We start from the raw sequence: 13,663 nt of genomic DNA, 5'->3' as shown, positions 1-13,663 counted from the left end.
ATCATTCATGTTTTCCATAACCCTATTTTATTTATGCTCCCTTGCGTAGGCGATAATCTTTTCCACAAACAGTTTTTTTTACTGTCGCTCCTTTTCTTTCTTCTTCTCGTCTTTTGCTAGCTCAATTAATTCTTTTAGCGTGCCTGTGTCATTCACAATCACTTTACTATTTTTTATAGCATTACTCTCCGACACTAATTTCAAGTCCATATTGAATTTATATTCCACTTTTCCACCTTTCCGGATAAGTGGACCTATACTTTTAAAAATATCAGAAAACGAAATGCGCAGAGGCAGTAGTAGTTCAGTGCTGTCCTGTTGTTTAATATCAATTTCTCCCCATTCTGCTCCGTTTATCCATTCATTGTCAGCAAGCGAAAATTTGTATTTCAAAACTTTTATCTGAAAAGGAAATTTATTCCTGTTTCCGATCATCACCTTTAAAAATAGCGTAACACCCTTCAGACTGAGCGAATCGTGATATACCTCTTTTAGCTGTGCAGTGGGGATATAAAATAGGGGAAGCAATTTCTCTGCATCTATATCAAATTTCTTTTTGAACGGTGTGTGTGTATGAAAAGTAGTTTGAATCCGGTACATCACACTGTCTTTTCCCTGTTTATCTGCTTTGTTGAGTGTGGCGAGAAGTTTATCGTTATTAATAGTTACAGGCAGGTCAATCCAAGTGCTATTCCATTTTCGTATAATGAGAGATTTTGTATACGTACTTTTTATCACTTCCACGTCACCGATAAATAGTTTGTATTGAAGACTATCGGCTGTAAAATTAAAAGGCAGTGGATTATGAATAAGTAACTTTTCGTGCAGGCTGATTTCATCCGAACTCAAATCATTTATTTCAATAACTACTATCTCTAGACGGGGAATTAACAAGGTCCGGTAAGGGCTTTCATTTTTTGAATAATGATAAAATTGCAAGGCAAAAAATACTGCTATTGGCAATAGAATTAAAGCAAGTAAAACGAGTACTATCCATTTAGCTTTCATGAAAATTTGCGATTAAATGCGTGGTCATATCATTGCAACATTCCTACTTCTCTAATTTATTTACCTCATAAAATTTCTTTGGATTGGCCTTTAAGTTTTCAACCATTTTGGGCAGGGTATCTCGCAAACCGTGTTTTGGTTTCCAACCCAACAACTTTTTAGCTTTGGAACTGTCCATTTCAAAATGGTCATCGGCCAGGTCGATCATCCAGGGTTTTATAAAGGCTTTTCCAAATAGGTTTTGCATAAATGCCCCAGCTTTGGCAAACCAAATTGGTATTGCGATAATGGGCATTTTTTCTCCATGAATTTCCGTGCTAATAATGTCTTGGAGTTCCCGATATGTCAGGGTTTCGTCATCTCCAATATTCAATACGACTTCCTTTGGAAGGTCATTCCTTTTTTCAACAACAAGGGCTATCGCATCGATGACGTCATCTCGATGCACATAGGTGCTGCCATGGGCGGTATTTGCTGGATAGAGTCGTGCTGAAATTTGCTTTTCATAAATACGCTGTACCTGATTAGTGATGGGTATTGAATTGCCATCTTCACTATACACACCCCCAATTCGCATCATCACTATGGGGATTTCACCCCGTTTGTCGTGCATTACTTTTTCAGTCGTGACTTTAGATTTAGGATAATCCCATTTAGGTTCCAAAGGCGATTCTTCAGTAATTAAAACTCCCGGGGAGGAAGGTTTATAAACCAGCATACTGCTTGAAAAGATGAATTGCTCCACTTCAAAATCCTGTAGGTATTTCAGCATCCGCTGAGTGCCTTTCACAGTTACTTTATCATAAAGCTCAGAGGGTTCGCCTAAGAAATCATAATAAGCTGCCAGATGCACAACCGAGGCTATTTTGTTACCATAGGCGTATCGGATTCTATTAAATGCAAAGGCCATTCGCTCATCGCTGGTGAGGTCCACACATACACATTCTGCCTCTACGGGCGGAAAAGGAAAGCCAGCTTTGTCAAAACCTACTACCTGGTATTTTTCAGCAAGCTTATGAATTAAGGCTGAGCCTATCATTCCACTGCTTCCTGTCACAATTATTACTTCGGTTTTATCTTTCATTTTCTTCTTCTAAATCTTACGAAATAGAGAATTACTAAAATGACAAGGAGTGGTACAATCCACATTCCCCATCCCATTCCCCAATTCCAGGTATTATCATGCATCATATTAGTTGATTTTAGGTGTAGTGTTTTTCATTTCCTTGGTCTTGTTCCACATTTCCGGCTTTTCTTTCGTCATTTGCATCATGTGATTAAACATGATACTGTCATTCGCAACCATATTTACCATATGATCCATCATACCCTTTATTTTTGTAGGGTCTTTCATCATCATCCCCATCATTTCGGGATTCTCCATCATTCTTTGACCCATGATGTCCCTACAACTAGCCAAAATAGGATTCAGTAGCTGATACAACTTGATTTAAGGCGCTCTTTTTTCTCGGTATACCTGGCTTTTTTGCTCTCTTACTCTCATCCTCAGTTCTTACTTTATCTTTTGCAACATCAATAGGATCACCGAACATATAAAACATCTTTTTTCTAATCCCATCTGCCCTGCGCACATCTTTCCAGATGTCAATAAACTCATGAAAATTTATGTAAAAAGGATTGCCCGGCTTATCTAATTTATGGGTAAGTCCGTATACCACTTTTTCATCTTCAGGCTGATAGGTGCGAAACATTCGATCCCATAAAATAAATGTTGCTCCAAAGTTTTTATTGATAAACTTATCCTGCGAGCCATGGTGTACACGGTGATTGGAGGGCGTAGCAAAAATATATTCAACAAACCGTGGCAGTTTCTTAATGTATTCTGTATGCACCCAAAATTGAAACAGTATCGCAATCTGATTTGCGACAAAAAATATGATGGGGTGAAAACCGCAGAGGGCAACCGGTAAAAAGAAAATGATTTTAATGTGTTGTACCCAACTCAACCGAAAAGATGTTGTAAGGTTATAATTTTCGCCACTATGATGCACCACATGGGTTGCCCACCAAAATCTTTGATGGTGAGAAATGCGATGTGCCCAATAGCTACAAAAGTCAAGGGTTATGTAACAAGGGATCAAGGTCCACCAATTTAAATAGAGCCGCCACGGCAGCATGTTATACACCAGGATTATACTGTAAAATATTGAAAACTTGAGCAGGAATGAAATAAAAATATTACCAATTCCTACACAGATAGATGCAAAAGTTTCCTTCTTGTTGTAAATTTTCTTGTTATGTAATGTTGAATAAATCCATTCAATCAAAACAAATAGGAACAGGATTGGCGCTGCCCATACTACAATCTCCGGTGCATTGCTAATAAAGCTCTTTATGTTTTGAAGGTCAATGGTTGGAGCCCCAAAAAGGTTAGACATATAAGAATATTAAGTTGTAATTTATTTTGTTTAGTTGATGGGTTTGAACCTACAAGGATTACCAAAGTCAAAGTTTACAAATAGGTTTAAAACGCTTAATAGATAAATTTACTTTATAAATTAGATTTTAGCGTGGAATAAATTTTAAATTCTGGACATGTGTTTATGTTACTTCCTTATATTCACAAGATGATAAAGTATGTTTTATGTTCCAATGGAGAAGTCAAATACCACTTTTGAACCATCCGGTGCAATTGCAAGGATTTGAATTAGCCCGCTTTGAGCAGACAATAATGCCGAGTCAATATTTACAGGGTTATTTATTGGTTTGCCGTTGATAAAAACGATAATAGTGCCCGGCGGAATGCCAGCCTGATCAAAAAAGCCATCTCTGAGTACCTTAGTCACCAAAACACCGGCATTTAGATTAAAGCGCTGTTTGACTTCATCAGTAAGCGGGGCGAAAGTAGCTCCAAGTCTCTTGTATATTTCCTCAAGCGCTCTACCACTTTTAGCTTCCGTATTTTCAGATTTTGCGACATCTTCGCTTTTCAGTGTAGCAGAGACTGTACCGATGGTGCCATTGCGTAGGTAAGTTAATTTGATACTGTCACCAGGTTTTTGTCTAGCTATTCTTTCAGAAAACTCCGTTGATGAGTTGAGCGGAATGCCATCTATACTTTGAATAATATCACCTTCTTTAAGGCCTGCAGCAGCAGCGGCGCTTTCATTTTGCACGCCAGTAATGTAAACACCTTTTACTGAGGCTGGATTTAAACCTTGCTGTGTCAGGTACTGATCTTCGGCAGCTGGGGACGGAAAAATAACACCCAATACGCCTCGCTTCACCTCTCCAAAGTTTTTTAGATCATCCAAAATCTTTTTAGCCAGATTTACGGGTATGGCAAAGGCATATCCTGCATAACTGCCCGTTTGCGAGGCTATGGCTGAATTAATGCCTATTAATTCTCCACTGGTGTTGACAAGTGCACCTCCGCTATTGCCGGAGTTAATGGCAGCATCGGTTTGAATAAATGATTCAACAGCCATATTACCTTGAGGGGTTGCATTATTTTGACTGCTATTGCTTCCCGGCCGATTTATGATTCCAATACTTCTGGCTTTGGCGCTTACGATGCCGGCAGTTACGGTTGTATTGAGTGAAAGAGGGAAGCCAACAGCTAAAACCCATTCGCCTATCTGCACCTTATCAGAATTTCCAAATTGAACAATGGGAAGGTCCTTGGCCTCTATTTTTAAAAGCGCTAAATCCGTATTGGGATCTCGGCCAATCAACTTTGCAGAAAAGGTACGTTTGTCAGGGAGCGTCACGTCAATAGCTGATGCGTTTTCAACCACATGATTATTTGTGGCTATTAATCCATCAGAACTTATAATTACGCCTGATCCTGATGCACCATATTCCGAAGAGGCATTAAATTGAATTTTAATATGGACTACCGCGGGCATCACCATCTTCGCCGCTGTCACAAAATCCACGTAGCCATTTGAAGAGTTTGTAACTACAGTATTTTCTGTTGATGATGCTAAAGTATCTCCAGCATTGCGAACATAAGTTGTACCTTGCACATTGGTACGCCCAATGGCTACACCTTGCGGTATTATAAGTAGAACCGAAAGTACTATGGTATATAACTTATTCATATTCGAAAATTTATATTAATTATAAAGACTCTTACTTATAAGAATTGGTCTGACTATAATAGTTTTTTAGAATAGACTCGTACGGTGTACTCAGCTGTTTTGAAGCATCATATTCCGGGCTATTTTTAACCTGCTCAACCGAGGCATTTATAATAACTTCTGAAGTTTCCCAATTTATTTCTTTTATCAAATCAGGCGATATAGTTACCTTCTTGCCAGGAAACCAATTTCCTGTGTCAACAATCATATAATATATTGTCCAATTGCTGTCATCTACTAAAAAATCCTCCACATCGCCAATATTATCATCTGAAGCATGAATAGTATAGCCCTCCACGCTTTTAACACTTCGCAAGTGAGGGTCGCCGTCTGCTTCAGCGTCGGGCGTGTTTTCACTGTTTTTTACTGCTTCCTCCAAATGCACTGGTGACATGGGCATCATCATTCCGGTAGTACCCATACCGCTGGCCCAGTAATTTGTCCAGGGATAATGTGCATACAGTTCCATTTCTTGCTGCCGGGATACCGGTTGGTCGGTGTCAATATTGGGACTTTTTTCAATTTGTCCTTTTGTGAGGTTAACAGGGAATATTTCATTTTCCCAATCACAATGTAAAAGCGCTTCTGGTGAAATAAGCACCTTACGGTTTGAAAGCCAATTACCTGTTTCAACGACGAGATAGCGTATCGTCCACGTTATATCGTCAAAATAAAAATCGGTAACTTTTCCTATCTCGTCGTCGGTGGCACCAATGGAAAAACCAATTAAACTTTTAATAGTATTTTTCATAATTCATTCTTTTATTTTCAATCAGGAAGCAGGGAAAAGTCCTTATTTTAATATTTACCTCATTATTAATTATAATTGCTTCTTTTTATTTTCAAGTTCTACGAATTTATGTTTCATTATTCCACCATCAATTACTTTGGGTGGATAAATAAACTGACTGTAATCACTAGCCAGAAACAATACAAGTTTTGCAATTTCAAGTGGCTCTGAATATCACATAGGCAATATTCTCAATTTCCTTTGAGTGTTTTTAAAAGCAACTTAGCTGCTGCTTCTGAAGAACCTGGATTTTGACCTGTAATTAATAAGCCGTCTTCTATCACATAGGACTCCCAATCAGCTCCTTTGGAGTAATGAGCGCCATGTTTTGTGAGTTCATCTTCTAGTAGAAAAGGCACCACGTCGGTTAACTCAACCGCCTCTTCTTCGGTATTTGAAAAGCCCGTAAGTCGTTTGCCCTTCACAAGCGGTTCTCCATTGATCGCTTTTACGTTAACCAGTGCTGCAGGTGAATGACATACAAAAGCGATTGGCTTTTGATGATTATAAAACGCTTCAATTAATTTAATAGAGTTTTTATCAGTCGCTAAATCCCATAAGGGTCCGTGACCGCCAGGATAAAAAACCGTGTCATAATCATCATGTTTTATATCGCTGAGCTTTACCGAATGAGCTACTTTATCCATTAATTCTTTGTCTGCATAATACCTTTCAGTTGAAGGCGTTAGTGCATCTTTCAATTCACTTTTGGGATCAACCGGTGGCTGACCTCCTTTTGGCGACGCAATGGTTATTTCAGCTCCTGCATCTGCCAAAACATAATAAGGCGCAGCTAATTCTTCAACCCAAAAACCGGTTTTTTCTCCTGTATTTCCCAATTCACTGTGAGATGTCAATACCATTAATACTTTCATTCTTTTACTTTTTTATGGTTAGTACTAAATTTTAACAATCATTTTTCCTTTGTTCTTTCCTTCAAATAAATCAAGGAATGCCTGCGGTATGTTATCAAATCCTTCCACAATCGTTTCGGCAAATGTTATTTTACCATCGTTTAGCCATGATGTTAGTTGCTTGGTGGCAGCCGGAAATTTTTCTGATAAATCACCGATAATAAACCCACGCATGGTGGCACTTTTAGTTAGGATAATGGGCTGCAGCCGAGGGCCAAGTGGGACTTCAGTTTCATTATATAGGGATATTGCACCACAAACCGGCAATCTTGCATACTTATTAATATTGGCTAAAACTGCATCTGAAATCTCCCCACCTACATTATCAAAGTAGATATCTACCCCTTCAGGGCAGGTGCTTTTCACAGCTTCTTTGATATCAGGGTTTGTTTTATAATTTATGGCATGATCAAATTTGAAGGTTGATGTAAGTAGGGCTGCTTTTTCATCCGAACCAGTGATGCCGACGACTTTACAACCCAGCAATTTGCCAATCTGACCCACGACTGTCCCAACAGCTCCCCCTGCCCCGGACACTACAATTGTTTCACCTTCCTTAGGCACTCCTATTTCAGTTAATCCTAAATAGGCAGTAAGCCCGGTCATTCCTAAAATGCCCAGATAGCTTGATAATTTGGCATCGCTACTACTTACTTTATGCAATCCTTTTCCATTCGAAGTTTGATGTTCCTTCCAATCCAAACTGCCTGAAACGAAATCTCCTTTTTTGAAATCTGCATGTTTGCTCTCAACCACTTCGGCTATAATACCCGATTGTATGGGTTTATTTAATTCAAATGAGGGGACATAAGATTTGGCGTCATTCATTCTACCTCGCAAATATGGATCTACAGAAACATATGCTGTTTTCAATAGAAGCTCGCCATTTTTGGCAGTAGGGATTTCTTCGCTGGTGATTTGAAAATCACTCAGTTTTGGTATTCCGTGTGGGCGTTTGTTAAGGAGAATTACTTTATTCATTGGTATAAGTTGTTTATTAATGCTGAGCCTATCATTCCACTACTTCCCGTCACAAGTACCATATGGGTTTTGTTATTCATTTTCTTCTTCTAAATCTTACGAAATAGAGTATTACTATTATGACTAGGAGTTGTACAAGCCACATTCCCCATCCCATTTCCCAATTCTAGGTATTATCGTGCATGACATTAGTTGGTTGTAGTTGTTTTCATTTCCATCACCTTGTTCCACATTTCCGGCTTTTCTTTCATCATTTTAATCATGTGATTAAACACGAGGCTGTCCTTTGCCGCCATATTGACTAGATGATCCATTTCTTTAGTCATCATACCTTTGTCCTTTTCTTTCATCATCATACCCTTATCCTTTTCTTTCATCTTCTCCATCATTCCCATCATTTCCGGGCTGCTCATCATGGACTTACACATTTTAGACATCATAGTCGTGTCGGCTTTAGCGGCTTCCATCATACCTGACATCATACGATTTGCCATTTCAGGATCATCTTTCATCATCTTCGTCATCATGGTCTTGTTCTCCATCATTGTTTTCATCCTCTCATGCATCAACATTTTACCATGATCTCCCTGCATGATGGCTTCCATCATTTCTTTCGACATATCATGGTCACTGGCAATGGTGCTCACAATCTCCATTCTTGAATCTGATTTTGAAAGAACCTGTTTTGGAGTCTGACATGACGCAAATAGCGCGGTAAGGGTAATAAGCCCTATATATTTTTGTAGTGTTTTCATAATTTTGAGTTTTATTGATTAGCCTATTAAAAAGGATCGTTGAGCGCACTGATACGAATCAGTTTTTTGTTTACAAACTCCTGAATCCCCAAGGCTGATAGTTCACGACCGAAGCCTGAGCGCTTGGTTCCCCCAAAAGGGAGATCGGCTTGTGTCCAGGTAGGATGATTGATAAAGACCATTCCGGTATCAATCTGATCGGCTACTTTTTTACCACGTTCAATGTTTTGTGTAAATACGGACGCCCCCAAACCAAAATCAGAATCATTGGCCAGATCTATGGCAGCTTGCTCGTCTTTCACCACATAGAAGGAGGCAACCGGGCCAAATAATTCTTCATGATATGCCGCAATGCCAGGTTTCAGATCGGTAATTATAGTGGGTTCCATAAAAGCTCCAGGACGATCGGCGCGTTTACCACCCAATAAAACTGTTGCACCTTCATCCACTGAACGTTTCACCTGATCGGCCAAATGAACGGCTGCTTCTTCACTGCTTAAAGGGCCTAACTCTGTTGAGGGATCCATCGGATCACCCACTTTCATTTTTGATAACTTGTCCTTGAACTTTTGAATAAATTCATCGGCTATTGCTTCCACTGCAATAAATCGCTTGGAGGCTACACAACATTGGCCGTTGTTATTCATCCTGCCTACAACTGCCCACTCTACCGTTTTTTCCATGTCGGCATCATCCAGTATTATGAACACATCGTTGCCACCCAGTTCTAGGACAACCTTCTTCAAATGTTTTCCGGCTTCCATTGCAATACTTGCACCTGCTTCTTCACTTCCCGTTAGGGAAACACCTTTTATTCTTTTATCAGAAACCAATGCTGATGCATGTTTTCCGGAAATGAATAGATTGGCGTACAATCCTTCAGGAGCTTCTGCTTCTCTGAACAGTTCTTCTATAGCAGCAGCACATTGAGGAACAATGGAGGCATGCTTAAGCAATATCGTATTGCCCACCATAATATTTGGAGCTGCGAAGCGAGCTACTTGATAGTAAGGAAAATTCCAAGGCATCACACCCAGCAATACACCAATGGGGCTATTTCGAATTATCGCCTCTCCATACTCAGGATTTAGCACTTTATCCGCCAGAAATTCTTCGCCATGATCGGCATAGTAATCAAAGATATCGGCACTCAAGTCGATTTCGCCTTCCGCTTGGGCTAGGAGTTTACCCATTTCCAAGGTGATGGTTTTGGCAAGTTCAGATTTCTTGACTCGCATAAGTGTCGCTACTTTATGCAGCAGATCAGCCCGTTGCTGGTAGCTCGTTTCTTTCCAGTCAGTAAAAGCCTGATGGGCTTTCGCCACTTTAGCTTCAACTGTTTTCTCAGTCATTTCTTCGAATGACTTTAAGGTCTTATTTGTGTTTGGGTTAATTGTTTGTATGGACATATCGAATTGATTTTGATGAAAAAGAGTAAGGAAATATTCCTTGACTGGTTTGAAAGCATTTCCAGAAGCATACTTCATTCATGGCTCTAAATGGCGGCTATGACAGAATAAATTGAATGACTTTCAGATCACTTGACTAAAGATGGTCGAAATAGGAGTTTATACTATTACACAAGAATTGGTAATAGTTACATAATTCGCACAGTTGGGAATTGTGGGATGGTAAAAAATTAGTACGGTTGAGAATTGCCTATGAAAATGGTTTTTTTATTTTCTAGCATCTATCTGTCTGTTTGTTTTATTAGTATTGAGGTAGGTTCTCTACACTTGCTCACAGCAGCAACAAATCTTTTGTGCGGGAAATGTCAAGGACTTCACTAGTGAGCCAGTTTCATCTCATTGGTCACGTAAATTACTGCGTAGTCGCTTTTGGCGAAATGGCAGCGGGGGATTGGAATGGTGCCGATGATGGTAATTCCCATACTCGCTTTGCCGGCAATCTTATATTGTTTCAGTTTGTTGGTAGGAATGTAAACCACGGTATCGGTTTGTGCAAAAGCATCTCTCAAAGTAAGATAAATGTAACAGACAGCATTTAGCGTAGGCATTGAGGTATCGTTAATTTCAAGGATTTATAGCTTGGTGCAGATAATATATCAAGTGCCAAACCACCCTAGCACAAAGGAGTATATTGCCTTTCAAATTTTGAGCTTGCGGGCAGCGTATTGACATCGTGTAATACTTTATATGATTATCCTCGATCTTGCACCCACCCAAATTAAGTACGCTTTTCACATAAAAACATCCCCCTAGCCACCTTTGAAAAAAGGGGTATTAGCCGAAATTGAACCTCTACCATTGATTTCAAGACGGTAGGTGCACAACATTGCGAACAGTCATACTACTTTATTTGAGAAAGCAAGTTATTGGTGAGTTGGGTAAAATGTGTTCAATGACTTTATGCTGGTGAAAGGCCGAAACCTAACCTTCAAATGTAACCAACCTTGGGCGGGTAGCTTTATACTACTTTTGACAAAACGCAGTATCTGCAGAAAGTAAAATATTTTCAACTAACGGAAAATATTACATTTCCAAAGAGGGAAAAATTGAGCGCTATATTTTGAAGATCAAATTTACAGGCAAATTATGAAAGAATTAAACTCCCCTACACCTAAAAAAAGCAGAGTACCGCTATATCTTTCTCTGCTTTTTGTAACCGTCTTGGTGATATGTTATTCTACAATTCCAGCGGTCAATCAATTTTTCAATAAAGCCTGGAATGTGCTAACTAGCGACGATGAAGTACGCATCAAAACCTGGGTTGAAGAGTTCGGGTGGTTTGGCCCCATTGTGATAATTCTGGCGATGGTTGTTCAAATGTTACTGTTGGTTATTCCCTCGGTATTGCTCATGATCGTTGCTATTCTTGCCTACGGTCAAATTTGGGGGAGTGTAATTAGTTTAATTGCCGTGATTACTGCTTCAACCGTTGGTTATTCTATTGGGAGATATATAGGAACAGAATTAATTACAAGCCTTTTGGGCGAAAAAACGATTAATAAAGTAATTTCATTTCTCGAAAATTATGGCTTCTGGGCGGTGGCCATCACCCGCATCAATCCATTTCTTTCCAATGATGCAATCAGTTTTGTGGCAGGAATCTACAAAATGAATTATTGGAAGTTTATCTTCGCCACCCTGCTTGGAATTTCGCCCCTTATATTTTTGATTACACTTATGGGAACAAATACAGATTCTTTGAAAAGTGGTTTGCTTTGGGGTTCCATTGCAAGCATTTTAATTTTCGGTATTTATGTTTGGTGGGATAAAAGGGGAAAAACGAACAAATAAAATTCCTGATTTTAGCATCCAGAAAAAACAGGACTTGAATAAAAATCAGAATCAATAACATTATAGGCTTCAGATTTCTTTCTAGGATTCTAATGTCACCGCGCATTATTTGGGCATGTGATATACTAATCGAAAATGAAAAGCCCTAATCCTAGGAAGGGTAAGGCTGTTTATTTAAAGTAGCAACTCGAGCCTTAAATCAATAGTTCTTAGCACAAATCGAAAACATCGCTTGATAAGAAAATCGCATGTCAACTAGTCAGCCAAACTAACGCTTGGCCTAAACGGTGGCTATGTACTAATCATTGCTCAATCTTTCTATCATTGCTTTCATCTCGCTGATTTCTCTCCTTTGAGCTTCAATTATGTCATTAGCCAGCTTTTTTACTTCAGGGTCTTGTATATTTGCGCGTTCGCTTGTTAATATGGCAATAGAATGATGTGGAATCATAGCTTTCATCCAAAGTACATCTCCTATTGGGTCTTGCACCCGGACTAAAAATAAAGCACTGACAAATAGGAGAAAACTTCCAACAATGATTGCTATGTTTTTTTGTCTGTTTTTATACATCTTTTTCATGAAAAGATACATAATTACAGCCATTGCTGAAATGCCTAAACAGGACATGTAAAAACGGGTCAGGCTAAAATATACATGGTCAATTTGATAAGTATTCAAGTACATGGTAATGTACATCGCAACAAAGGAGGAGGCCAACATAGAAACAAAGGTGGTATACTGTCCTTTCATGTGGTTATTTTTTTCAGTGTGTTCCATTTGAAATATTTTATATTTCAAGTTAAGGAAAAAGAAACTAGATTTAAGCTGCTATCTGTTTATGAGAACTTTATAATCTGATAGGCATTTATTTCGACTATGCTTACATCTAATTATTGAATCATATACACTTTTACCTTGCTCCCGGTAGTACCTTCTACGTCTCTCCCCACCCAGAATGTATACTTCCCCACTGTTGTCTTGACCAAAGCTTAACACGTAGCGCCCAAAGGTATTGCTCGCCCTATCACGAAAATAAAGTTTCCTTTAGTTCTAGGGTCCCTAACCACCTACTTTAGCTGCAAAGACAACCCCGTTAGGATTGCCTTGGTGCTGCGACACCAAAAAGACAATCTCCACTCAAGTCCGAACGTTTTTCTTCCCTGATCACATAGCCCCCGATACGCGCTTAACCACAACCTTTCTCTGAATAGGATATGTTTTTTTAAATTCTATCACCAGGTCTACAAACTTGTTTCCCAGGCTAGTTTGGTCGGGACACTCAGGTAGCGGGTTCTTGTTGTCGGCAGCATTGAGGCAGAGCGTGCCTTCTTTCAGGTTTCAACCATAGTTATCTGCTAACCTGATTACATTGATCTGCCCGCTCAGCACCTGCCCTACATAAGCAGCTATGATCATTCCAGTCTTGCTGTCAATTGAGAAGCGGTATGGGTTACGCAAGCCGTAGGCGTAAATCTCTTTCATGTCATCTTGGTTTTCGGCAAAAGGATTATCCGAGGGCACACCATATGGAGACCCACTGTTGATATCGATGCGCAAAATACTTCCCAGTAGATTCTGCCTGATGTCCTGCCCTTTTCCACCTTCATTTATGTTATACCAATCCGATACCTGTCCCACACCGATGTCATTTTTGTTACCACCATCGCCCAAACTAATTTAGAGGTACCCATCAGGGCCAAACATAAGTGTACACGCATTATGATTAGCTTCAGGTTGAGCCACGTACATTAATACCATTTCAGATGCCGGATCTGCTATCCCACTATTGCTTTCTTTAACACGATATTCCGCCACCATACTGGTGTGATTATAATTGTTGGGAGCTACTTA

At 39.4% G+C, this 13,663-nt stretch carries 14 protein-coding genes; 1 reads left to right on the top strand and 13 read right to left on the bottom strand.

From position 1 onward, the window contains the following. Positions 1-78: 78 nt before the first annotated feature. The 11 genes from BVH04_RS23445 to BVH04_RS23395 all read right to left on the bottom strand — a co-directional run bounded on the left by BVH04_RS23445 (position 79) and on the right by BVH04_RS23395 (position 10,568). Entirely contained in the window at positions 79-1,008 is a 930-nt protein-coding gene (locus BVH04_RS23445; RefSeq protein WP_086543895.1) for an NDR1/HIN1-like protein, read from the bottom strand. Positions 1,009-1,051: 43 nt separating this feature from the next. Next, on the bottom strand, positions 1,052-2,092 hold the full coding sequence (locus tag BVH04_RS23440; protein WP_086543894.1) for an NAD-dependent epimerase/dehydratase family protein: 1,041 nt from the start codon (positions 2,090-2,092) through the stop codon (positions 1,052-1,054). Between the two features lie 108 nt (positions 2,093-2,200). After that, complete coding sequence (locus BVH04_RS23435) at positions 2,201-2,407, bottom strand: hypothetical protein (protein WP_086543893.1); 207 nt, start codon at positions 2,405-2,407, stop codon at positions 2,201-2,203. A gap of 13 nt (positions 2,408-2,420) precedes the next feature. Continuing rightward, on the bottom strand, positions 2,421-3,407 hold the full coding sequence (locus tag BVH04_RS23430; protein ID WP_086543892.1) for a sterol desaturase family protein: 987 nt from the start codon (positions 3,405-3,407) through the stop codon (positions 2,421-2,423). A gap of 204 nt (positions 3,408-3,611) precedes the next feature. Further along, the gene (locus BVH04_RS23425; protein WP_086543891.1) at positions 3,612-5,072 is read right to left on the bottom strand and encodes a trypsin-like peptidase domain-containing protein; all 1,461 of its coding nucleotides are present in this window, start codon (positions 5,070-5,072) and stop codon (positions 3,612-3,614) included. Between the two features lie 31 nt (positions 5,073-5,103). Next, positions 5,104-5,862, bottom strand: a complete 759-nt coding sequence (locus tag BVH04_RS23420) for a PRC-barrel domain-containing protein (RefSeq protein WP_086543890.1) — start codon at positions 5,860-5,862, stop codon at positions 5,104-5,106. Between the two features lie 230 nt (positions 5,863-6,092). Continuing rightward, complete coding sequence (locus BVH04_RS23415) at positions 6,093-6,776, bottom strand: type 1 glutamine amidotransferase domain-containing protein (protein ID WP_086543889.1); 684 nt, start codon at positions 6,774-6,776, stop codon at positions 6,093-6,095. 24 nt (positions 6,777-6,800) lie between these two features. Next, positions 6,801-7,796 (bottom strand): NADP-dependent oxidoreductase, encoded by a 996-nt coding sequence (locus BVH04_RS23410; protein ID WP_086543888.1) that lies wholly within the window; start codon positions 7,794-7,796, stop codon positions 6,801-6,803. A gap of 188 nt (positions 7,797-7,984) precedes the next feature. Next, positions 7,985-8,551 carry a hypothetical protein gene (locus tag BVH04_RS23405; RefSeq protein ID WP_205635921.1) on the bottom strand — a complete coding sequence of 189 codons (567 nt, stop codon included), beginning with the start codon at positions 8,549-8,551 and terminating at the stop codon, positions 7,985-7,987. Positions 8,552-8,577: 26 nt separating this feature from the next. Further along, positions 8,578-9,960: an NAD-dependent succinate-semialdehyde dehydrogenase gene (locus BVH04_RS23400; protein ID WP_086543903.1), complete on the bottom strand. Its 1,383-nt coding sequence runs from the start codon at positions 9,958-9,960 to the stop codon at positions 8,578-8,580. Positions 9,961-10,337: 377 nt separating this feature from the next. Next, positions 10,338-10,568 carry a hypothetical protein gene (locus BVH04_RS23395; protein WP_086543887.1) on the bottom strand — a complete coding sequence of 77 codons (231 nt, stop codon included), beginning with the start codon at positions 10,566-10,568 and terminating at the stop codon, positions 10,338-10,340. Between the two features lie 538 nt (positions 10,569-11,106). On the opposite strand from BVH04_RS23395, the gene BVH04_RS23390 reads away from it, so the two are divergent. Continuing rightward, on the top strand, positions 11,107-11,811 hold the full coding sequence (locus BVH04_RS23390; protein ID WP_086543886.1) for a TVP38/TMEM64 family protein: 705 nt from the start codon (positions 11,107-11,109) through the stop codon (positions 11,809-11,811). A 298-nt stretch (positions 11,812-12,109) separates the two neighbouring features. Here the strand turns inward: BVH04_RS23390 and BVH04_RS23385 are convergent, their stop codons facing one another. Beyond that, positions 12,110-12,589: a DUF305 domain-containing protein gene (locus BVH04_RS23385; RefSeq protein WP_086543885.1), complete on the bottom strand. Its 480-nt coding sequence runs from the start codon at positions 12,587-12,589 to the stop codon at positions 12,110-12,112. A 561-nt stretch (positions 12,590-13,150) separates the two neighbouring features. Next, a complete protein-coding gene (locus tag BVH04_RS23380) occupies positions 13,151-13,450 on the bottom strand; it encodes a PQQ-dependent sugar dehydrogenase (protein WP_169714498.1) in 300 nt (99 codons plus the stop codon). Positions 13,451-13,663: the final 213 nt, after the last annotated feature.

Origin of the sequence: Algoriphagus antarcticus (assembly GCF_002150685.1) — a bacterium.
Taxonomy (GTDB): Bacteria; Bacteroidota; Bacteroidia; order Cytophagales; family Cyclobacteriaceae; genus Algoriphagus; species Algoriphagus antarcticus.
Note: the sequence above shows the minus strand (reverse complement) of the source record. Positions and strands in the feature narration are given on the sequence as shown.